This is a genomic window from Psychrobacter fozii (genome assembly GCF_003217155.1).
GTDB classification, from domain to species: Bacteria; Pseudomonadota; Gammaproteobacteria; order Pseudomonadales; family Moraxellaceae; genus Psychrobacter; species Psychrobacter fozii.
On record NZ_QJSU01000002.1, the window covers coordinates 25,149 to 48,868 of the forward strand.

The 23,720-nt window shown below is 44.7% G+C and carries 19 protein-coding genes; 14 read left to right on the forward strand and 5 right to left on the reverse strand.

The features are described 5' to 3' along the window. Positions 1–16 precede the first annotated feature (16 nt). Positions 17–394 carry a Spx/MgsR family RNA polymerase-binding regulatory protein gene (locus tag DFP82_RS02930; RefSeq protein ID WP_110922251.1) on the forward strand — a complete coding sequence of 126 codons (378 nt, stop codon included), beginning with the start codon at positions 17–19 and terminating at the stop codon, positions 392–394. Between the two features lie 85 nt (positions 395–479). After that, a complete protein-coding gene (locus tag DFP82_RS02935) occupies positions 480–839 on the forward strand; it encodes a hypothetical protein (protein ID WP_110922252.1) in 360 nt (119 codons plus the stop codon). A 102-nt stretch (positions 840–941) separates the two neighbouring features. On the opposite strand, the gene argB is transcribed toward DFP82_RS02935, so the two are convergent. The 5 genes from argB to DFP82_RS02960 all read right to left on the reverse strand — a co-directional run bounded on the left by argB (position 942) and on the right by DFP82_RS02960 (position 8,129). Beyond that, the gene (gene argB / locus DFP82_RS02940; protein WP_110922253.1) at positions 942–1,844 is read right to left on the reverse strand and encodes an acetylglutamate kinase; all 903 of its coding nucleotides are present in this window, start codon (positions 1,842–1,844) and stop codon (positions 942–944) included. Positions 1,845–2,062: 218 nt separating this feature from the next. Continuing rightward, the gene (locus DFP82_RS02945) at positions 2,063–3,856 is read right to left on the reverse strand and encodes a phosphohexomutase domain-containing protein (RefSeq protein WP_110922254.1); all 1,794 of its coding nucleotides are present in this window, start codon (positions 3,854–3,856) and stop codon (positions 2,063–2,065) included. Positions 3,857–3,993: 137 nt separating this feature from the next. Beyond that, positions 3,994–4,458: a dUTP diphosphatase gene (gene dut, locus DFP82_RS02950; protein ID WP_110922255.1), complete on the reverse strand. Its 465-nt coding sequence runs from the start codon at positions 4,456–4,458 to the stop codon at positions 3,994–3,996. A 104-nt stretch (positions 4,459–4,562) separates the two neighbouring features. Next, positions 4,563–5,966 carry a magnesium transporter gene (gene mgtE, locus DFP82_RS02955; RefSeq protein WP_110922256.1) on the reverse strand — a complete coding sequence of 468 codons (1,404 nt, stop codon included), beginning with the start codon at positions 5,964–5,966 and terminating at the stop codon, positions 4,563–4,565. Between the two features lie 129 nt (positions 5,967–6,095). Then, entirely contained in the window at positions 6,096–8,129 is a 2,034-nt protein-coding gene (locus tag DFP82_RS02960; protein WP_110922257.1) for a UvrD-helicase domain-containing protein, read from the reverse strand. A 773-nt stretch (positions 8,130–8,902) separates the two neighbouring features. Here DFP82_RS02960 and ndhC point away from each other — a divergent pair. The 12 genes from ndhC to nuoM all read left to right on the forward strand — a co-directional run bounded on the left by ndhC (position 8,903) and on the right by nuoM (position 23,720). After that, positions 8,903–9,526: an NADH-quinone oxidoreductase subunit A gene (ndhC, locus tag DFP82_RS02965; protein WP_110922258.1), complete on the forward strand. Its 624-nt coding sequence runs from the start codon at positions 8,903–8,905 to the stop codon at positions 9,524–9,526. A 164-nt stretch (positions 9,527–9,690) separates the two neighbouring features. Next, a complete protein-coding gene (locus DFP82_RS02970) occupies positions 9,691–10,359 on the forward strand; it encodes a NuoB/complex I 20 kDa subunit family protein (protein WP_110922259.1) in 669 nt (222 codons plus the stop codon). A 108-nt stretch (positions 10,360–10,467) separates the two neighbouring features. Further along, positions 10,468–12,243, forward strand: a complete 1,776-nt coding sequence (nuoC, locus tag DFP82_RS02975; RefSeq protein ID WP_110922260.1) for an NADH-quinone oxidoreductase subunit C/D — start codon at positions 10,468–10,470, stop codon at positions 12,241–12,243. 174 nt (positions 12,244–12,417) lie between these two features. Then, entirely contained in the window at positions 12,418–12,927 is a 510-nt protein-coding gene (gene nuoE / locus DFP82_RS02980; RefSeq protein WP_110922261.1) for an NADH-quinone oxidoreductase subunit NuoE, read from the forward strand. After that, positions 12,924–14,348 carry an NADH-quinone oxidoreductase subunit NuoF gene (nuoF, locus tag DFP82_RS02985; protein ID WP_110922262.1) on the forward strand — a complete coding sequence of 475 codons (1,425 nt, stop codon included), beginning with the start codon at positions 12,924–12,926 and terminating at the stop codon, positions 14,346–14,348. The genes nuoE and nuoF overlap by 4 nt, the downstream gene beginning before the upstream one ends. 10 nt (positions 14,349–14,358) lie before the next feature. Further along, complete coding sequence (nuoG, locus tag DFP82_RS02990; RefSeq protein WP_110922263.1) at positions 14,359–17,442, forward strand: NADH-quinone oxidoreductase subunit NuoG; 3,084 nt, start codon at positions 14,359–14,361, stop codon at positions 17,440–17,442. A gap of 1 nt (position 17,443) precedes the next feature. Continuing rightward, a complete protein-coding gene (gene nuoH, locus DFP82_RS02995; protein WP_110922264.1) occupies positions 17,444–18,487 on the forward strand; it encodes an NADH-quinone oxidoreductase subunit NuoH in 1,044 nt (347 codons plus the stop codon). Positions 18,488–18,542: 55 nt separating this feature from the next. Then, entirely contained in the window at positions 18,543–19,091 is a 549-nt protein-coding gene (gene nuoI, locus DFP82_RS03000; protein WP_110922265.1) for an NADH-quinone oxidoreductase subunit NuoI, read from the forward strand. Beyond that, a complete protein-coding gene (gene nuoJ, locus DFP82_RS03005; protein ID WP_110922266.1) occupies positions 19,088–19,807 on the forward strand; it encodes an NADH-quinone oxidoreductase subunit J in 720 nt (239 codons plus the stop codon). Before nuoI ends, nuoJ begins: the two co-directional genes overlap by 4 nt. Positions 19,808–19,905: 98 nt before the next feature. Further along, complete coding sequence (nuoK, locus tag DFP82_RS03010) at positions 19,906–20,214, forward strand: NADH-quinone oxidoreductase subunit NuoK (protein ID WP_041753378.1); 309 nt, start codon at positions 19,906–19,908, stop codon at positions 20,212–20,214. Between the two features lie 4 nt (positions 20,215–20,218). Then, the gene (gene nuoL, locus DFP82_RS03015; RefSeq protein WP_110922267.1) at positions 20,219–22,093 is read left to right on the forward strand and encodes an NADH-quinone oxidoreductase subunit L; all 1,875 of its coding nucleotides are present in this window, start codon (positions 20,219–20,221) and stop codon (positions 22,091–22,093) included. Position 22,094: 1 nt separating this feature from the next. Continuing rightward, entirely contained in the window at positions 22,095–23,720 is a 1,626-nt protein-coding gene (gene nuoM / locus DFP82_RS03020) for an NADH-quinone oxidoreductase subunit M (protein WP_110922268.1), read from the forward strand.

The window sequence follows — 23,720 nt, forward strand, 5'->3', positions numbered from 1 at the left end:
ATTTAAAGGAACAATAATGACCATCACCATTTACGGTATCAAATCATGCAGCACCATGAAAAAAGCATTTACCAAGTTGGATGAATTGAATATAAGTTACGATTTCCATGACTATAAAAAACAAGGCATCGACAAAGAAACAGTACAGTGTTGGGTAGATGGGCTAGGTATTGATAAAGTACTGAACAAGCGTGGCACCACATGGCGTAAGCTGACTGACGAGCAAAAGCAATCAGCTGATGCCAGTGTAGATAACGCGATTGACCTGCTAGTAGAAAATACCAGTATGATTAAGCGTCCGATTGTAAAAGGTCAGATCGACGATAAAAACCAAGGTCAGCCAATATTGCTTTGCGGTTTTGATGAGGCTGTATTCGATACAACTTTTTCATAAAAAAGCTGTCACTTTGACACGTTATAAACTATGATTTCATTAATGGAATTAAGTTTGCTTGTTTATAGTGCTCAAGGATAAAATCATGAAAAAATTATTACTAATGGCCACCCTTGCAGTAGCGCCTTTAATGGCCACAAGTGTGCAAGCGGCGGAAACCTCTACTAAGGTTACCTTCGCAAAAGACAGCTATTGCGGCAGTTTTACAGGTAATATTAAAAACGGAAAAGTGTTTCGCCTATGGCTTGCGTCAGATCAGAATCTAGTGATTCGCAATGTCGGTGATGACCGCATCAATATGGCTTATGTCTCAGGGCCAAGTGGTCGTTTGGATGGTGACCGCTATGACAATGAAACGTCTTACATTACTGAGAGTAAAGGCAATCATTATATGAAGGTTTATGGCAATAGTAGCCATAGTTCTGTCGAGTTCTGTGCTTATTAAATTTCTCTCATTTAAATGAGCATTGATAGCTAGTTAAAAAGCCCGAGCTTGGTATCCAAGCTCGGGCTTTTTTATGCTAATAATTATAGATTGTTAGCGCAATTATGCATCTAGCTCACGACTGATTAACGTACCGACACCTTCATTGGTGAAAATCTCAAGCAAAGTAGCATGAGGCACACGGCCATCAACGATAACAGCGCTTTTTACGCCGCTACGTACGGCATCAAGCGCACACTGAATTTTAGGAATCATGCCACCTGAGATGGTGCCATCTTCGATTAAGCTGTCGACTTTCTTTGGTGTCAGTCCAGTCACAACTTCGCCATCACGACCCAATACGCCTTTGATGTTGGTCAGCAGCATTAACTTTTCTGCTTGCAAAAACTCTGCGACTTTACCTGCGACTAGATCAGCATTGATATTATAGGTGTTGCCTTCGCTATCGACGCCGAGTGGGGCGATGACAGGGATAAAGTCAGACGCAATGAGCATGTTAATCACGTCTTTATTGACACTGACCACATCACCGACAAACCCTAGATCTATAGGAACAGCGATGCCATCTTCGCCGATTTTTTCCATCTTTAACTTTTTGGCTAGGATTAAGTTGGCATCTTTACCCGTTAAACCAATCGCGCGTCCACCATGCTTATTGATTAAGCTAACAATCGATTTATTGACGCCGCCGCCTAACACCATCTCGACGATATCCATGGTGCTTTTATCAGTGACACGCATACCATCGATACGGTCAGACTGACGACCAAGCTCTTTTAACAAGTTATCCACTTGCGGGCCACCGCCATGTACGACGACAGGATGCATGCCAACGGTTTTTAACAAGACGATATCGCGGGCAAATGAGCTTTCTAGCGCAGGATCAGTCATCGCATTGCCGCCGTATTTGACGACGATGATCTTATCGACAAAGCGCTGGATATAAGGCAGTGCCGTGGTCAATACTTCAGCGGTGTTTTTGGCATCATCTAAGTTAAGCGTCATTACAAACTCCTAAAGTACGGTTTTGAGCGGGTTGGTTATTTTTGCGATACAAATCTATCGCCACTATAGTCATTCCACTATAAAAGCATTACAGCGTTAACCTCGCTTGAGGTATCACATATACATCTGCACTCGGTTGCCTTGTACTACTTTTAAATTGAATCGACTAGATCAATATCGTCAATATTATTGATAAGGTCACAATGTGTTTAATACAATTATTCGGCAGGAATAGCGACAATTTTGGCTGCCAGTTCTTCATCGAATGGGTGACATAATGCGGCAAACTTTGCCTGAATATCTGCTAGGTCATCGATGCTATCACCAGCAAAACGTGCCGTCAGATGGTGACTGGTGTTTGATTGGCGCAGCACCCCAAAGCCATGTGGAAAATCCAAACGAACGCCATCGATACAGCTCAGCGTTGTCCCTACTGGCATTAGATCTCTGGCTTGCTTGAGTGTTAAGTGAGGCTCTACCACTGAGCAATGACAATCTAATAGCAGGTCAGTATTTATTAAATGATGGACAGAATCTGCTGCTGTCGCTTCCAAAAGTTGGCGTAAATAACGACAGAATCTGGCCAGCTGTTCTACGAGTGAGTACTCTGTCCCAAAAGTTGTTGGCATTGGCAAATAATGATCAGCTGTACTTACCATTGCCGGTAGACTTTCCGTAATGTCCGTCAGTGCTCGTTTGCTATCGACGAGCTCATCAGTAGCCAACCAGTGCAACAGCCGTAATGCTGCGTACGTGGCATCATCATAAACAATAAAGCGGCTATCATTAAAGATAAAGTGCCCTGATAATTCTCCGGCAAAGACAATTTGATAATCAGAGCTCTGTATCTGTTGGCGCATAAAACTGCTACCCGTTCTACTCATTACGGGTGTTGCATCAAGATCAGATAACAGCTTTGGTAAATGATGTGAGCATTTAATATCAAAAAGGACTTGAGGCGAGCGTTGTGAGCTTATTGACTCTGCATCATATATTGAGTCTGCATCGTATAAAGTGTCAGGGCGTTCCGCGATAGCCACTTGCGCTAATAAATATAATAGATGGTCAGGCGAGACGACTTTGCCATTGGTATCGACGATCATTAATCGATCACCATCACCGTCAAAAGCAATCCCTATATCTGCTTGATGATGAATTACGTTGTGCTGTAATTGCGTGAGACGGTGCGGTTCAGTAGGATCAGGATTGCCAGAAGGAAAGTTGCCATCTGCTATGTCATTCATCATGATGACATCTTGGCAGAAACGACCAAATAAACGCTGCGCAATAGCGCTGGTCGCGCCATGCATACAGTCAATAACGACTCGAAAATCAAGTTTAGATAAGGGCTGTTGACTCTCTTTTGGATGTTGTCTACTTGCATTTTGTCTATTTGAATGTGGCTTACTGGATTGATCAATCTGCTGAAAAACTTGAGCGATTGCTTCAATATAAGCCGTTGCTATGTCCTCAGTAGATAAGCCTGTATCCTGAGTATTTTGCTTGAGAGTATTCGCTTGAATGACGCTATTATTTTTTGAATTGCTTTTAGTCAACTGATGATAAAGCAATTGAATCTCTGAGCTACTAGGAGATTGGTGGTTTACCAACCATTTGATGCCTAAAATCTCTTTAGCAGAATGACTGGCCGTCACAATGATGCCATGCCCCTGATATTGCTCTGCCCAAAAGACCATCATTGGCGTCGTAACGAGACCTAGTTGCACCACTTGCAAACCACGTTGAGCCAATATATCAGCGAGTTTCTGTGCAATAGCATTACTACCATTACGCACATCATAACCAATAACAATAATGGTTTCTAAAGAAGTTAACGATTGCGTTAGCAGGCTGTTTTGTGAATCGTTATCTTCTGATAGACAAAGTAGACCACTATAAAGGTGAGCAAAAGCATTGCCGAGCGCTTGTATAAAGTTAGTGGTGAAATACTGGTGTGAACCACGAATATCATAAGCACGAAATAAGGACTGCTGCTCAGCAAAAGTTGGCATCGCTTACGCTCCTTATAATCGTGGTTATGATGGTTGTGGCTATTATTGTTAATATCGTGATTGTTGTCATCGTAATTGTTATTATCGTGATGAGTAACAATAGTTAAAACGGTCAATCAGTCATGATTACCGATTGATTACTGGCGACCTGAATGTCCAAATCCACCAGCACCGCGTTCGCTTTCATCACTGAACTCTGCTACCACTGAAAACTCAGGGCGGGCAACAGGTACAACGATATATTGTGCCATACGCTCTGCTGGATTAAGCACAAAGTCGTCGTTACTACGATTCCAAATACTAACCATTAGCTCACCTTGATAATCAGCATCGATTAGCCCAACCAGATTACCCAAAACGATACCGTGCTTATGACCAAGACCTGAACGCGGTAAAATCATACCTGCATAATTAGGATCTTGGATATAAACGGCGAGACCTGTGCCGATTAAGTGTGTTTCACCTGCTTTAATGGTTAATGGCTCATCGATGCAAGCGCGCAAGTCAATACCCGCACTGCCATCGGTGGCACGAGTCGGAAGAGAAAATGCTGCGTCTTCAGTAATTTTAGGGTTTACAACTTTAACTTGTACAGCTTGCATAACGAACTCACTTAACGATTTGATGGTTTTTAAATTATGATTTTGAACAAAGCTTATTCAATATTTTGAAACAATGACGATGTTTTTTAGAGCTCAGTATTTGATTATAGTATTAATACGCTGGCTAATCCTAAGAATGACATAAAACCGACGATATCGGTTACGGTGGTCAAAATAACGGAAGCAGATAGCGCAGGGTCGATATTCATACGTTTGAGCATCAGCGGTATACTGATACCCGAAACGTTTGCGGCCGTCATATTAATCGCAATGGCAAAGCCAATGACCGCACTAATCTTAATATCATGAAACCACAGCTGGGCAATAAACGCCATGATTATAGCCCATATGATGCCGTTTATCGCGCCGACCCACAGCTCTTTGTTTAATAGCCACACGCGGTTAGAACCACCGATTTGACCCATAGCCATACCACGAATGACGACGGTAAGGGTCTGAGATCCGGCGATACCACCCATACTGGCGACAACTGGCATAAGTATCGCTAGCGCCACGACTTGTGCCAATACTTCCTCAAACTGGCCAATCACCGCTGCGGCCAATAGGGCGGTACACAAGTTAATGCCTAGCCAAACACTACGGCTTTTAGCACTGGTTAAAATAGGGGCAAACAGCTCTTCATCTTGGCTAACACCTGCCAAGTTTTTCATGGTGCTGTCGACATCATCTTGGATAATCTCCATGATGTCCTCACCATTTAGCTGACCGACCAACTCGCCGTGGCTATTAATAACAGGGGCGAAGCGAATATCTTCTGAACGGAAAATCGCAGCGGCATCTTGGATATCTAAGCGATCATTAATGGTAATGGCGGTGTCGATTAATTTCGATACCAAAGTAGTTTGATGGTGTTTAATCAAATCAACCAAACTTAATAGACCGAGTAGTTGCTGGCTTTGATCAACGACCAATAGCTCCTGACTTTCATCATCAAGCAAGTCGTCATTCTCTCGTAGCCAGTGTTGTACTTCTTCTAGCGTAATGTCTTCTCGCACCTGAATAATATCAGGATCCATATAGCTACCAACTTCCCAGTCCTCATAAGTATCGAGTTTGTTGACCTGAACACGGGTCTCTTCGTCTAGCGTTGCCATGACGGAGGTACGTACGCTCTCGGTCACGGTATCCAAAATCTCAGAGATGTCTTGTGCGTCGAGGTCTTGGGTAAATAAAGAAATCTCTTTTGAAGAGATGTTCTCCATCAACGGCTGGCGAGTATCGACATCTAGCTCAGCGAGAACTTCACCTTTAATACTCTCTGGAACCTGCGCCCAAATTAAGAGCCGGTTTTGAGTCGGAAAAGACTCTAGTAAGTTGGCGATCTCATATTCAGACTGCTTTGTTAAAAACTCGGTAATGGCTTCATATGCCTTATCAGCCACCAGCCCCTGCAGATACAGCAGCTTATATTCAGCATTATATTCAGCTGGATTGTAATCTCCCTGTAGCGTAGATGGTCGTTCTTGATTCGGCATAGGGGTAAGCATAAAATTTCCAAGGTTTTCAAAAAATATAAATAACAATAACGACTAAAGCAGTCATTTTTCGCCCAGTCTCAGGTGTGTGTTTTCAAGCATTTTCATTTAGGTGTTTTCATTAAGGCATTTTCATTAAGGCTAGCGATTGCCTAATAACGCTCTAATATTTGCCAAATACTCATCAGCGACAGCTTCTGGGTCTTTGGTGGCTTTTTTCTTTTTCGCTTTGGCTGGCCAGTCTATATGATCTTCTGGTAACTCATCTAAAAATCGTGACTCTGAAGTAACCCGCATCTGACCGCCTGCACGGCGCTGTGTGGCTAGCGTCAATGTTAGCTCACGACGAGCGCGAGTGATACCTACGTACATTAATCGTCGTTCTTCTTCTACGGTTTCGCTGAGGATAGAGTTACGGTGCGGTAGCATCTCTTCCTCAAGTCCCATGATATAAACGAAATCAAACTCCAAGCCTTTTGCCGCATGCAAAGTCATTAAGTTGACCTTGTTGGTATTCTCTTCTTCTTGCTGCTGCTCGAGCATATCAAGCAATACCAGCTTACGAATGATGGTATCAATCGTCCGATCCTCGTCTTCTTCGGCCCGATTAATCAGCGATTGAATACTGGTATAGAGCATATCGATATTATCAATACGATTTTTTTCTTGTTGCGGCGTTTTGGCATCACTGCGCACAAAGTCGATATAGCCGGTCTCATCGATCATTTGACGTACGATTGGTACAGGGTCGGGGTGTTGGTCTAACTCACGAGTATAGTGCTCGATAAATTCACCAAACTCTTTTATGGTGCTATAAGATTTAGACGGTAACACATGGGTTAAGCCAGCATGTGTACAAGAGGCCAACAGCGATATGCTGTGCTCTTGCGCAAATAAACCAAGCTTTTCAAGCGTTGCTGGTCCCATACCGCGCTTAGGCGTATTGATAATACGCAAAAATGCGCTGTCATCTTCAGGGTTCAAGATTAGACGCAGGTATCCCATGATGTCTTTGATCTCACTACGCGCAAAGAATGACTGGCCGCCAGACAGTTTATAAGGGACTTGTAGCTGACGCAGTTGCGCTTCTAACATCCGCGCTTGAAAGTTACTGCGATAAAGGACGGCATATTGTTCCCACTCATTACCAAAGCGCAGTTTATGAGTGACGATTTCTTTTGCCACGCGTTCGGACTCATCGTCATCATTACGGCAGTTGATAATACGAATTTTTTCGCCTTGACCTTTATCTGACCACAGTTTCTTTTCAAATAAATGCTCATTATTCATAATGACTGCGTTGGCTGAGGTCAAAATACGAGTGGTCGAGCGGTAATTTTGTTCCAGCATGACAATTTTTAGCTTAGGAAAGTCTTCCTTTAGCAGTGCCATGTTTTCAGGCTTTGCCCCGCGCCACGCATAGATAGATTGGTCATCATCGCCAACCACGGTAAAGCGACCTTGCGGGCCAACCAAGTATTTGATCATTTCATACTGGGCCGTATTGGTATCTTGATACTCATCGACCAAGAGGTAACGAATGCGGTTTTGCCATTTATCCCGTAGCTCTCTATTTTCGCGAAGTATTTTCGTTGGCAAGACAATCAAGTCATCAAAATCGACAGCGTTATAAGCACGCAAATTACGCTCATATAATGCATACAACGTGGCAAAAATCATATCTTCTGGATCGTCTAACGTTTCCATTGCCTTGTCAGGATCAATCAGATCGTTTTTCCAGTCGGAAATCATTTTGATTGCTTTACCAACCAACTCACGACTTTCAGCGCCACTTAGGTTGTCGCGCATCATCAGCTCCATCAGCAAGCGCTTACTATCGTCGCTGTCCATGATAGAAAAGTTACCCTTTAGCGGGGTATGAATCAGCTCGTAGCGCAAAAACTGCAGACCGAACTGGTGAAAGGTCGACACGGTCAGGCCACGCATTTTTTCACTTGGCAGCAGTTTACTGACACGGGCTTTCATTTCACGGGCAGCTTTATTGGTGAAAGTCACCGCCGTGATGCGCTCAGCAGGCATGTCGCATTCTTCGATCAGGTAGGCAATCTTTCGGGTAATTACGGACGTCTTACCGGAGCCTGCACCTGCGAGTACAAGTAACGGACCAGATACGTAGAGCATGGCTTCTTGTTGTTTGGGATTGAGTTGACTCATAACGTAACCTGTAAGACAAAAGCAAAAAAAGAGAGTGGCACTGATGGCGGCATCATTAAATATACGCCGATTGTCTTATTAACATGAGTGTCATGATGATGTTTTAATCAAAAAACACCCAATAAAGGCAATAAAATTAAGTGGGTTATTATAAAGCAAAAACATAAACTTTGGGGAATGAGTTGGGCGAAGAGTAGGGGTTTAAAGGCTGAATTTTTGACCATATTTACAATTACGGCCTATGATAATTCATAAGATGGATTTGATGTTAATATAAGGTAAAACCCCTATCATAATTTTTGATAAAAAAAACATGTTTTATTACATATAAAATGACCGCTCAATACAGTTAAAAACTAGCTTTTGAACACCGAAATGCGTATAGTACGTACATAATTTATGCCAGTTGTCTCGTCATTATTGACTACGTGTAATGAGCTATTAAATCAATTAAGTAAACTATCGAATATGATATTGATTTAATAAGTTGATCTTACGTTTTTAGAAGATGCGTTAGACGACCAGCCATCTTTCCGTGCGTATATCGGAATCCCTGCTGTTGGTTATGTCTGACATCGTCGTCAATACACTTGATAATTGGTTGTTACTAGCAAAATACCTAAAATGTGACTTAATAACAGTTGCTTAAATAAAGCGACTGAATGACAGTCGCTTTGTGTTTTCGTTTGTGTGATGCCTGTGGCTAGACGACCTTGATAGGTCGGTACTTGCGCTGTGCTAAACACTCGATTGGGTGAGGAGCACGTATTATCATGTCTGCTTTTAATTGGTCAGCAATCGCTTTTATCTTAGCCGCCATTGGGCTAGTTGTCTTCATGCTGGTCGTGCCGCGTTTGCTTGGCGGTCGCTCTCATGGCTCACAAAAAGAAGAAGTATTTGAAGCGGGTGTTGTCGGATCTGGCAACGCCCGTATTCGTTTGTCTGCCAAATTCTATTTGGTGGCAATCTTCTTCGTCATCTTTGATCTAGAAGCGCTGTATTTGTATGCTTACGCCGTTTCAGTACGTGAGGCTGGCTGGTTAGGTTTTGCCGCTGCTGCTATATTTATCACCATCTTAATCATCGGTTTGATCTATGAGCTAAGTTTGGGCGCGATGAACTGGGCACCTGCTGATAAACTGCGCAAAAAAGTACGTCTATATGCCGCACCTGCTGGTTTCAACCTAGCAGACATCACCAAATTCGATGGTGCTCACGAGCTGATGGTCGATCCGACAGGCAAAGTACCCGCACAGTCCTCAGGACAAATCAACGTCTCGAACAATATTGAAGTCAATCGTCATCATTTAGAAAATATCGATCATATTAATACTACAGGTAATGTTACTTCTGTAGATTTTGCGACGTCTGCTCGACAAGATAACGGTAAGCGTTAGTCTTGTTAAACGGTCTTAGTTTTCGATAGTCTATAAAGGCTAGTAGTAAGATTACGACGACGCGAGTATGTTTGGATTAATGATCACTTGTTAATAATAGAAGTTAAGGCGCTAGCGAGGGCAAGACGATTGCCACGCGACGTCTAATATAAAGGTTGTATGTTATGAAATACACATTAACAAAAGCCAACCCTGATGCAGATACCTATCCTGCACAGACCAGTCAAACGGTCAATGACCCTATCGAAGACGAAGTGAATAAAAACGTCTTTATGGGTCGTCTCGAAGACCTCGTCCATTCGACAGCAAACTGGGGGCGCAAGCACTCACTATGGCCATTTAACTTTGGTACTTCTTGCTGCTATGTAGAATACGCCACCACCCTGACAGCCGTTCATGATTTATCACGCTTTGGTGCTGAGGTTATTCGTGCCTCGCCTCGTCAAGCAGATGTCATGATCGTTGCCGGCACTTGTTTTGTCAAAATGGCGCCTGTTATTCAGCGTCTATATGAGCAAATGCTTGAGCCAAAATGGGTCATCTCAATGGGTGCCTGTGCCAACTCTGGTGGTATGTATGATATCTACTCTGTGGTACAAGGCGTAGATAAAATCATTCCAGTCGATGTCTATGTGCCGGGTTGTCCACCGCGTCCAGAAGCTTTGATTCAAGGTTTGATGTTATTGCAAGAATCTATCACTAAAGAGCGTCGTCCATTAGGTATCCATGTCAATGAGCAGGGTGTTTATAAGCCACAGATGACACCTGAACGTGACCGTAAGCAAGCAGATCGTATCGCTGTTAAAAACTTGCGTAGCCCAGACAGTATTTAGATTTGTGTGTTTAGATTTATAGCGATAGCAACAACCTCAACGTTTTATACGCTCATCACAGTGTAGTTATGATGAATCAGTTATGATTAATGAAGGAATACATCATTCATGGTCACGGTAGTCGAAAACATAGATCCTAAGATTAAGCCTGTCCCAGCGGTTATCAAAGAGCTGGAGCAGAAGTATGCCGGTAAGTTTGTCGTGCAGCACACTGTTGATGAGATTCCAACGGTTTGGGTTGCGCGTGCGGATTTGCTCGATGTTCTCTTATTCCTGCGTAAATTGCCACAGCCATACGTCATGCTATTTGACTTGTCAGCGATAGATGAGCGTTTACGCCAACATCGCCAAGGTTTGCCTGATAGTGACTTTACAGTGTTTTATCACTTGATGTCGCTTGAGCGCAATAGTGACGTACGTATTAAAGTCGCGCTGAGCGAAGACGACGTCAATGTGCCGAGCGCCACGCAGATTTGGCCAAATGCCAACTGGTATGAGCGTGAAGTGTGGGACATGTTCGGTATTGTCTTTACAGGTCATCCGCATTTGACCCGCATCTTATTACCAAAATACTGGGAAGGTCATCCGCTGCGTAAAGAGTATCATGCGCGTGCGACGGAATTTACCCCGTATTTCTTGAATACCGCAAAGCAACAATATGAGCAAGAGAACCTACGTTTTGTCCCAGAAGAATGGGGCATGAAGCGTTCAGGTCGTGATGAAGACTTTATGTTCTTGAACATCGGTCCTAACCATCCTTCTGCTCACGGTGCATTCCGTTTAGTACTACAGCTCGATGGTGAAGAAGTCGTCGATTGCATCCCTGATATCGGCTATCACCATCGCGGTGCAGAAAAGATGGCTGAGCGTCAAACTTGGCACTCATTTATTCCGTATACCGACCGTATCGATTATCTCGGCGGTGTGATGAATGAGCTGCCGTACATCATGTCGGTCGAAAAGCTTGCGGGAATCACCATTCCGCCGCGCGCTGAGACCATCCGCGTAATGATGAGTGAGTTTTTCCGTATTACCAATAACTTACTATTCGTTGGTACGTTCATTCAGGATGCGGGCGGCATGACCCCGGTATTCTATATGTTTACCGATCGCCAAAAAGCCTATGACGTCATCGAAGCCGTGACTGGCTATCGTATGCATCCTGCTTGGTTCCGTATCGGCGGTACTGCTGCTGATCTACCGCGTGGCTGGCAGCGTCTGGTTCGTGAGTTCTTAGATTGGATGCCAAAACGCTTGGACGAGTATGTCAAAGCGGCATTACAAAACAGCGTGCTCAAAGGCCGTACTCAAGGGGTTGCTCAGTATAATGCCAAGCAAGCATTGGCTTGGGGCGTCACTGGTGCAGGTCTGCGCGCGACAGGCGTTGACTTTGATCTGCGTAAAGCACGTCCATACATGGGCTATGAAAATTACGATTTTGAAGTGCCAGTCGGTTACAACGGTGATGCTTATGATCGTTGTATGGTCAAAGTCGAAGAGATGCGTCAGTCATTACGTATTATTCGCCAGTGCATGGATAACATGCCACAAGGCCCTTATAAAGCGGATCATCCACTAGCGGTACCACCGCCGAAAGACCGTACCTTAAACGATATTGAGACTTTGATTAATCACTTTATCTCAGTATCTTGGGGTCCTGTGATGCCAGCGGGCGAGTGTACGACGATTGTAGAAGCAACCAAAGGTCTCAACAGCTATTACATCACCTCAGATAAGGCGACGATGAGCTATCGTACCCGTATCCGTACACCGACATTTGCGCATTTGCAGCAGATGCCATCAGTGATTAATGGTTCGCTCGTCTCTGATGCCATTATGTATCTGGCATCGATTGATATTGTGATGGCTGATTGTGATCGCTAATACTTTGATCGTTGATGCTTTGATCAGAAAATTATCGTTATTAAAGAAATACGTTTATCAATATATCATTGCCAAATGGCACACCAAAATGCTGATATTTTGCCATGTAGCGACACTCATAAGACTGTCGTTATTAGCTGATAAAGCGTGATGAGTGAGGACAGATAGAAGACTATGAAAATTGTTTCCGACAAAATGCCAAAAGTAGATGTGGCAAGCATCCTCACTAGCGAGGAAATTACGGCTATTCATGAGTTTATGCACCATTATCCACAGGCGCGTGCTGCCTCGTTAGATGCGCTAAAAATTGTGCAAAAGCGCAACGGCTGGGTCGATGATGCACAAGTGAATGCCATTGCCAATATTCTAGATATTCCAATGTCAGATATGGATGGGGTCGCTACCTTCTTTAACCGTATTTATCGTCAGCCTGTCGGTCGCCACGTCATCCTTATTTGTGATTCAGTGGCTTGTTTTCTGACAGGTTATGAGGCGTTATCAGCTGAAATTAGATCGCAGCTGGGTATTGAATATGGTCAGACGACGGCTGATGGTCGTTTTACGCTATTGCCAATTTGCTGTTTAGGTAACTGTGACAAGGGTCCTGCTGTGTTGATTGACGAAGACACATATGGTCCAGTCCAGCCTGAAGAAGTCACGCAATTATTGGAGTTATACGCATGAGATTAACACTTTCAGAGCAGATTGCTCAACGTAGCCAAGGCAAAGCGCCAAGCCAGCTTAATGAGCAGCGCATTCCAATTTATGGTGATAAAGCTACAGCGACTAGCGAAACCAAGCCGCTAACATGGCGTCTAGCACATCATGATGCAGTGCTTGATTTGGCCACCTACGAATCTCTAAAAGGTTTCACTGGTTTAAAGCAAGCTTTGAGTCAATCTCCTAAAGAAGTCGGGAATATGATCAAAGCTGCCAACGTCAGAGGCCGCGGCGGTGCAGGTTTTAATGCTGGCTTGAAGTGGACATTTATGTCACCGCCAGATGGCTTACCGCGTTATCTCATCTGTAATGCTGATGAGATGGAGCCGGGCACGTTTAAAGACCGTCTATTGATGGAGCGTCTACCGTTTCAGTTAATTGAAGGTATGTTGATTACCGCGCATGCGATTGGCGCAACTGATGGTTATATCTTTATCCGCGGTGAGTATATCTTGGCCGCTGAACGTTTGGTCGCTGCCATTGAAGAATGCTTGGCCAACAATCTAATGGGCGCTAACATTTTAGGCTCAGACTTTAGTTTTAATCTGCATGTTCATACGGGTGCTGGACGCTATATCTGCGGTGAAGAAACCGCATTGATTAATTGTCTAGAAGGTCGCCGTGCTAACCCACGTACCAAACCGCCTTTCCCGCAAATTTCTGGTGCATGGGGTCGTCCAACGGTTGTTAACAACGTTGAGACTTTGTGCAATATGCCAGCCATCTTAAATCATGGCGTCGAATGGTATCAGTCGTTATCTACTATTAAAGGTAAGAGTCAGACACCAGGTACTAAACTATTTGGTTGTTCAGGTTTGGTCAATGACCCAGGTCTGTGGGAATTACCATTTGGTTATACGGCACGCGAAATCATTGAAGATTTAGCGGGTGGTATGATCGAGGGCAAAACCCTCAAAGCTTGGCTACCGGGCGGTGCTTCTACTGACTTTTTAACCACTGAGCATTTAGATGTGGTGGTGGATTTCGACACCATTCAAAAAGCAGGTAGCCGTATGGGTACTGGGCTGATTATGGTGGTGGATGAATCACAAGATATGGTGCCACTCGTTCGCAATCTCGAAATTTTCTTTCAACGCGAATCATGCGGTTGGTGTACACCGTGCCGTGATGGTCTACCGTGGGGTGTCAAGCTGCTTACCGCTATCAACGATGGCGAAGGGCAAGTAGGCGATGTGGAAAAACTAGAAGGCCTCACGCGTGACTTATGGATTGGTAAAACATTCTGTGCGCATGCGCCAGGCGCGATGGAGCCACTAATGAGTGCGATTAAATATTTCCGTCCAGAGTTTGATCAAAAAATCACTCAGGCGGTTGGTGTAGATATCATTGATGCTGCAGCCAATCAACAGCCAGTAGTGAAATAAGGAGAGCGGCATGGCAGTCATACATATTGATGGAACCACTGTCGAAGTAGATAGCGCGGATAACTTGCTACAAGCTTGTCTATCCCTCGGCATTGATGTGCCGTATTTTTGTTATCATCCAGCCCTTGGCTCAGTAGGCTCGTGCCGTCAGTGCGCGGTCAAGCAATTCCAAAACAAAGAAGATATGGAAGCAGGTCGCGGTCGTCTCGTGATGTCATGTATGGTCGCTCCTGGCGATGACATGTACATCTCGGTCACTGACGATGAAGCCAAAGCATTTCGCAAGTCGATGGTTGAGTTACTCATGACCAACCATCCACATGACTGTCCAACCTGTGAAGAGGGTGGACATTGCCATCTGCAAGACATGACATATATGTCAGGTCATAGCCGTCGCCGTTATCGCTTTACCAAGCGCACGCATCACAATCAAGAGCTTGGTCCATTCATCGCACATGAGATGAACCGTTGTATCGCTTGCTATCGCTGTGTACGTTTTTATAAAGACTACGCAGGCGGTGAAGACTTGGGTGTTTATGGCTCAAACAACCGCGTCTATTTTGGTCGTGATAAAGATGGTCAGTTTGAAAGCGAATTCTCAGGCAACTTAACGGAAGTATGCCCAACCGGTGTATTTACTGACAAAACACATTCTGAACGTTATAACCGTAAATGGGACATGCAGTATGCGCCAAGCATCTGTCATGGCTGTTCGGCTGGCTGCAATATCTCACCAGGTGAGCGTTATGGTGAATTACGCCGTATCGAAAACCGCTATAACGGTGAAGTAAACCGCTATTTCTTATGTGACCGTGGTCGCTTCGGTTATGGCTATGTCAATCGTGAAGATCGTCCAACGCAAGCGCTTGAACGTATCAATGATAAGCATGTCAAAATCAATATTGACTACGCACTCGATGAAACCATTAAGCGTATCAAAGATAAAAAAGTCATCGGTATTGGCTCACCACGTGCCAGTCTAGAGACCAACTTTGCGCTAAAAAATCTCGTTGGCTTTGATAACTTCTCAACAGGTTTGAACCATCAGCAGCAAGCACTGGTTAATAAATGCATCGAAGTATTAAGTACTGATGGCATTTATAACCCAAGTATGACGGATATTGAAAGCCATGATGCGGTACTGGTGTTGGGTGAAGATATCACGCAAACCTCATCACGTGTCGCATTGTCAGTACGCCAAGCCGCAAAAAATGAAGGCCTGAAAATGGCAGCGGCGTTGCAAACACAGCCTTGGCTTGCAGAACCGGTTAAGCGTATTGCTCAAGATGCGTTAAGCCCAGTCTATGTCATCGACGTGATGCAGACTAAGCTAGAAGACATCAGTAAAGTGAGTGTGGTGGCGACACCTGAAGACATCACTAAACTTGGCTTTAAAGTCGCTGATGAGATTGCTAACTTTGCTGATGATTTATCAGAAATATTAGATCCACAAGCGGCTGAACAAAATGTTGACGCTGATGCTAATGTTGATGGCATGCAAGTGTTGGCTCAGCAAATCGCTTATGACTTGATTCAAGCGGACAAGCCACTGGTTATTTCGGGTAGTAGTTTGTCGTCTACCGCATTGATAGAAGCAGCGGCGCAGATTACCCAAGCATTGACGCAAAAACGCTCGGCTATTAGAGCCACTGAGCAGCAGCAAGTTGAAGCGCATAACGCCAAAGTAAAAGCAGCCCAAGCAAAAGCAGCTAATGACCAGCCTGAAGAAGATCAAGATTTATCTGCCAAGCCAAACAAACCTGAAACGGGCGTGAATACAGAAGCGCAAGATGATGTAGAACGCGCACCTGCCGAACCGCTCGAATTAAAAGAAGTAAACAATAAATATCAGGCACAAGCAGGTATCTACTTAACGGTTACCGATGCCAATAGCATGGGTGTTTGCATGCTCGGCGGACAGTCAGTTGAAGAGTTGTTAGCGACTGATTTCGATGTGGTTATTGTTGCTGAAAACCAACTGACTGATGCCATCGATGCCAATAAATTAACGCAATTATTATCTGATAAGACGGTCATTGCACTGGATCATCAGCTACTTGATTGGCATAAGGATGTCGATATCGTATTGCCAGCGGCTAGTTTTGCAGAAGCAGACGGCACATTGATATCTGCTGAAGGCCGTGCACAGCGTTTCTTCCAAGTCTATGACAACGAATACTACCATCCGATGAGTAGTATCAAAGAAGGCTGGCGCTGGTTGCATGCAGTGCATAGCAGCATCGAGGGCCGTGATGTCGATTGGACGCAGTTAGATGATGTGATCAATGCGTTGATTGCCACCCATCCTAAGCTTGTTGGGATTAAAGGCGCTGCACCTGATGCTGCTTACCGTATGACTGGTCTGAAAATTGCTCGTCAGCCACGCCGCTATTCAGGTCGTACCGCCATGCGTGCCCCGATATCAGTTCATGAGCCGATGCAACCAAAAGATTTAGATACCGGTTTAACTTTCTCAATGGAAGGCTATAGCGGTAAAGAAACGCCAAGCTCGATGATTCCTTTTGCTAATGCGGCAGGCTGGAACTCACCGCAAGCGTGGAACAAATACCAAGACAAAGTCGGCGGTCATCTCAAAAATGGTGATCCAGGCGTACGCTTATTTGATCAGCTAGCACGTTTAGAGACACGCCAATATGTTGCGCCGGAAGCGATGTCTGCGACGACGACTGATATGCAGCAAGGCCAAGCGAAGCTAGTGCCTATCTATAATATCTATGCCAGTTCAATGATGGCTTCTCGTAGTCCAATCGTCGCTGAGCAACTGCCTGTTGCCGCATGGCGTATCGGTATGGATGATGCTAAGGACTGGAATATTGCTGCTGGTGATTACTTGGCGATTGAGATTGATAAGCAACAAATCACTTTGCCAGTACAGATTGTTGGTTACTTAGCGGAAGGTTGTATCGGTTACCCAGTTGGGCAGGTGAGTATCATTCACCCATCGATGCCAGCGTCGGTACGTAAAGTCGATGCACCAGTGACGATGATGGGCAGTATGGCTAACGATAGTACTTTGATAAATAATGATGCTGCGCACGTAAATGCAGCGCCGATCACCACACAGGAGGTGTAATATGCAAGTTACCCGTATTATCCCTGATGTGCCAAGCTTTTTGACTGGTAGCCTGAGCTTTGATGCTTGGTCTATCTTATTTCTGGTTGGGCAGTCACTGGTTATCTTCTTAGTCGTGGTATTGGTTGCGGCGATGATGATTATCTATGAGCGCCGTATGTTGGCCTTATGGCAAGATCGTTATGGTCCAAACCGTGTGGGTCCATTTGGTTCGTTGCAGCTGGTCGCTGATATGCTCAAAATCTTCTTTAAAGAAGATTGGACACCGAAATTTACTGATAAGTTTATGTTTACATTGGCACCTGCGGTCGCGATGTTTACCGCACTGGCCTCATTTGCCATCATTCCTATCTCGCCAACGCTTGGCGTGGTTGATTGGGATATCGGTATTCTGTTCTTCTTTGCTATGGCAGGTATTGCTGTCTATGCAGTGATGTTCGGTGGTTGGGCTTCTGCCAACAAGTTCTCATTATTGGGCGGCCTACGTTCAGCGGCACAAACCATCAGTTATGAAGTCTTTTTAGGCTTATCTTTGATGGGTGTGGTTGCACTGACAGGCTCATTTAACTTACGTGCTATTGTTGAAGCACAAGCAGACGGTTGGTATATCATTCCGCAGTTTTTTGGCTTTTTGACTTTTGTGGTTGCTGGTGTTGCCGTTACGCATAGACATCCATTTGATCAACCAGAAGCAGAGCAAGAGCTGGCCGAAGGGTATCATGTTGAATATTCTGGCATGAAGTTTGGTATGTTCTTTATCGGAGAATATGTCAACGTTGTCTTGATTTCTGCATTGATGACTTGCTTGTTCTTTGGCGGTTGGCTTGCGCCTTTCAATTTAGATATTCCATTTATTCCACCAGCTTTTTGGTTCATGATTAAAACACTGTTTTTTATGACGATGTTTGTTTTGGCTCGTGGCTCACTTATGCGTCCGCGCTATGATCAGGTAATGAATTTTGGTTGGAAAGTCTGTCTGCCAGTAACACTGATTAATCTGTTGGTTACTGCTGCAGTCATTTTGATCTTTTCCCCAACGTTGTAATCATCACTAGCCATCATTGATGAACTAGGGTAAAGCTGATAAGGATAATAATCCCATGTTTACTACCATAAAAAAGACCGTCATTGGTATATTTACCATTGTTCGCAGTATGTGGATGGTCAATAGTCATGCGCTCAGGCCACGCGACACCATTCTTTATCCTGAAGAGCCCGTACCAGTACCGCCGCGTTTTCGTGGGCGCATTGTGTTGACGCGTGACCCTGATGGTGATGAGCGCTGTGTTGCTTGTAACTTATGTGCTGTGGCATGTCCCGTTGGCTGTATCTCATTACAGAAAGCTGAGCGTGAAGACGGCCGCTGGTATCCAGAGTTTTTTAGAATTAACTTTTCGCGCTGTATTTTTTGCGGATTGTGTGAAGAGGCGTGTCCAACGACAGCCATTCAAATGACACCTGACTTTGAGTTGGGTGAATATAAGCGCCAAGATTTGGTCTACGAAAAAGAGCATTTGCTTATTTCAGGACCAGGTAAATATCCCGATTATAACTATTATCGTGTGACGGGTATGGCGGTAGCGGACAAACCAAAAGGGGCGGCGCAAAATGAAGCTGCACCTATTGATCTAAGGAGTTTGCTGCCATGATGAACATTTTGAACCATCCTGAGTTGGCAGGGTTTTATTCGCTCGCAGCAGTGGCAGTATTTGCCAGTTTGCGCGTGGTGACCCAAGCCAATCCGGTGCATGCTATTTTGTCGATGATTGTGTCATTGTTAGCGATTGCTGGCATATTCTTTGTGCTCGGTGCACCATTTGCAGGGGCACTAGAAATCGTTGTTTACGCTGGTGCCATTATGGTGCTGTTTGTCTTTGTCATTATGATGCTGAACTTGGGCATGAGCAATGATGAGCGTGAAGAGCGTTGGCTTGATGCGGGCACTTGGGCGATACCGACAGGGTTGACGATAATCATTGCCGTTGTGCTATATGCGATGATTGGTCTCAATCATGACGAAGCAGCGATGATTGGCGGTACGACAATATCTGCCAAAGTAGTCGGCACGGTGTTATTTACCAAATATGTCATGCTGATAGAAGTGGCGGCATTATTGTTGCTAGCTGCTCTGGTCGCTGCTTATCATCTAGGTAAAGAATCTATAGATGACGAAGTTGAGAGTAATGCTAGTCAAGCATTCAAACCAAGTGCGGGTAGTGTTAAACAGCATGAAAATAATGGCACTCATACACAGCATGATGCCGTAGAAATGGCTCAGCCTTACGAGTATAAAGATGTTGACCCGCTTGATTATGTCAGTATGAACATAGGTGCGAACAAAGTCACGCGCAAGGAGTCAGACTAATGGTACTAGCAGCAAGCGTGGCACAAGACGTGTCAAACGTGCCGTTTGCCCACGAGGTAGCAGGCTTAATGCAGCCAGCTGTTGAGGTGCAACAGGTATTGGGTCTGATACCCATGAGCCATGGATTGATTTTGGCAGGTATTTTATTTGCTATCGGTCTATGTGGTGTCATGGTACGTCGCAATTTTCTCTTTATGCTTATGAGCCTTGAGATCATGATGAACGCGGCAGCACTAGCATTTGTGGTGGCAGGTAGTCGCTGGGTCGATCCAGATGGACAGATTATGTTTATCTTTATTTTGACGTTAGCAGCAGCAGAGGCCGCCATTGGTTTGGCAATATTATTGCGGTTTTATCATCAGCGTGGGCATTTAGATGTCGATAGCGCCAATGAGATGAAAGGATGATGTCATGAGTTTATTACCATTAACCTTTATATTCCCGCTCGTTGGCTTTTTGATTTTAGCCTTTATGCGCGACAAGCTAACAGAGCAGGTGGCAGCGATTGTCGGTGTGGGTAGCATGCTGTTATCAGCACTATGTACGCTATTCGTTAGCTATACTTTTTTAACCAGTAACCCAGCAGGTACGGTAGTCGAGATTCCACTTTGGACATGGTTCCAAGTCGGTGATTTTGCGCCAAGCTTTGGTCTTAGTTTTGACGGCTTGGCTCTAACGATGACGGGTGTCATTACGGGTATTGGCTTTTTAATCCATCTGTTTGCCGCTTGGTACATGAAAGGCGACACTGGATTTGCCCGTTTCTTTAGCTATATGAATTTGTTCGTTGCTAGCATGCTATTGCTAGTATTGGCAGATAACTTGTTCTTGCTATATCTCGGTTGGGAAGGCGTCGGTATTTGTTCTTACCTGTTGATTGGTTTTTATTACCATGACCGAGCCAATGGTATTGCGGCGATGAAAGCCTTTACCGTCACGCGTGTAGGTGATGTATTCCTAGCGTTTGGTTTGTTTTTATTATTTCGAGAATTCGGCACGCTTAATATCCAAGAGATTATTACGCGCGCGCCAGAAATATTCGATATTAATAATCCAACGATGATGCTGACTACGATGATGTTGGTTGGCGGCGCGATGGGTAAATCAGCCCAGCTACCACTACATACGTGGCTTGCTGATGCTATGGCTGGTCCAACACCTGTATCGGCATTGATTCACGCCGCGACGATGGTCACAGCAGGCGTTTATCTAATCGCCCGTCTACATCCATTGTTTGAGCTGACCCCTGGTATTTTATTGTATTGGGTCGGTGGTGTCGGTGCATTGACGCTTATCGTTGCAGGCTTCTGTGCACTGGCACAGACGGATATCAAACGTATTCTTGCTTATTCGACCATGAGTCAGATCGGTTATATGTTCCTAGCACTCGGTGTGGGCGCATGGCAAGGCGCTATCTTCCATCTGATGACGCATGCTTTCTTTAAAGCATTGCTGTTCTTATCATCAGGTGCGGTCATCCTTGCCGTACACCATGAGCAAGACATCTTCAAGATGGGCGGTCTACGCAAAAAGATACCATTGGTATTTTGGTGCTATGTCGTCGGTGGTGGTGCACTTGCAGCCATACCTTGGGTCACCGTTGGCTTTTATTCTAAAGAAGCGATTCTTTGGGAGACTTATGCCACAGGTCATCTAGTATTGTTCTATATGGGTGTGTTTGGCGCTTTCTTAACCGCGATTTATACGTTCCGTATGATTTGGATTATCTTCTTTGGTGAAGAAAAAACGCCTGCACACAAATTATCAGGTATGTCGTATTGGTTGCCTTTGACGGTATTGTTAGTATTATCTACCGCCGTTGGTGCATGGATTACACCGCCATTAGATGGTGTCTTACCAGAGAGTGTTGGTCACTTATTAGAAGTTGCGGGTCAAGCACATGCTAAGCATACTGCAGAGTATATTGCGATGGGTGCAATGGCGGCAGGTTTAATATTGGCAGCATTATTGTATGTCGTCGATAAAGGTAGAATGCTCACCAGCTTTAAGCGCTCACGTATTGGTGGGGCGCTATATCACTGGTGCTATCATGGCCTAGGTTTTGATGCGCTATATGATGTAATTTTTGTAAAACCCTTTTTATTCATCGGCCGCTTATTAAAAGCCGACCCTATTGATAAAACGTGGCTCATCCTACCTAAGCTGGCTTCAGCAGGTAACAAGGTGTTGTCTGCGACGCAAACAGGGTCACTTCGAGGTTATGCTGCAAGCTTTGGCTTGGGTATGGCTGTATTGCTGGTGCTGGTAATGATGACGGTGGTATAAGATGATTGAGTTACAACAAACGTGGATGCTACCAGCATTAATCGCAATTCCTTTTATTGCAGGATTGCTATGTTGGTTGGTCGAACGGTTTAATAAACGTCTACCGCGCTGGATTGCCTTAATCGGCATGACGCTGACCTTTGTATTGTCACTAGTATTGTGGCATTACGGTGACTTTAGCGGAATGAGTAAGCAAGTGATTGCCCCAAGTGCAAACGTGCCTTGGGTCGCTGAATTCAGTGTGCCATGGATACCGAGCTTTGGTATCAGCTTTCATTTAGCGTTAGATGGTTTGTCACTGATGATGGTGGCTTTGACAGGACTGCTCGGTATTGCAGCGGTTGCCTGTTCGTGGAATGAGATTCAACGCCGAGTTGGTTTCTTCCATCTGAACTTGTTATGGAGCTTAGGCGGCGTCATTGGTGTTTTCTTAGCTATTGATTTGTTCTTATTCTTCTTCTTTTGGGAGATGATGCTGGTTCCTATCTACTTCTTGATCGCGATTTGGGGTCATGATGTGGTTGGCAAAACCAAAGAGTATGCAGCAACCAAGTTCTTTATTTATACCCAAGCTTCTGGGCTTATCATGCTCATTGGTATCTTGATGTTGGTCATTATTAGCTATGCCCAAAAAGGTGTGGTTAGCTTTAATTATAATGACTTGCTTGGTACGTCGTTGGGTGGTTGGGAATATCCAATCATGCTGTGTTTCTTTATCGGTTTTGCGGTGAAATTGCCAATTATCCCTTTCCATGGTTGGTTGCCAGATGCGCATGCACAAGCACCAACGGCAGGCTCAGTGGATTTGGCGGGTGTACTGATTAAAACTGCGGCATATGGTCTGATTCGTTTTGTGTTGCCATTGTTTCCAGTAGCGTCACAAGAGTTTGCACCGATTGCCATTACTTTAGGTACGATTGGTATCTTCTACGGTGCATGGTTAGCCTTTATGCAGACCGATATGAAGCGTCTGCTGGCTTATACCAGTATCTCGCACATGGGTTTTGTAGTATTGGCAATCTATGCTGGTACATTACTCAGCTTGCAAGGTCTGATGATTCAGATGTTGGCACACGGTCTGAGTTCAGCGGCATTGTTCATTATGGCAGGTCAGTTATATGAGCGCCTGCACACACGTGATTTGACCTTGATGGGCGGTATGTGGGGACAGTTCCGTTACTATGCGCCGATATTGATGTTCTTCTGTGCAGCGTTACTGGGTATTCCAGGTACAGGTAACTTCATTGGCGAGTTCATGATTTTATTTGGCTCATTTGCTCAATACCCTGTGTTTGTCGTCTTTGCGACATTCAGTTTGGTACTAGCAGGTCTTTACTCGCTTATTCTGATTCATCGCGCATTATTTGGTAAAAACAACATCGAAGCAGTCGCAATTCAAGAAACCAAATCACATGGTTTGCCACCGCGCAAACTCAAAGATTTGGGCAAACGTGAGTTGTCATTACTACTGATGTTAGCTGCCGGACTGGTCTGGTTGGGTCTATATCCACAGCCTTTCCTTGATACATCGAGTCACGCGATGCAGTGGATTAACAATGCATATACCTATAGTCAAGTAACACAAGTAGATGCATCGCACCTGCTTGATGCAATGGAGGCACGTTAA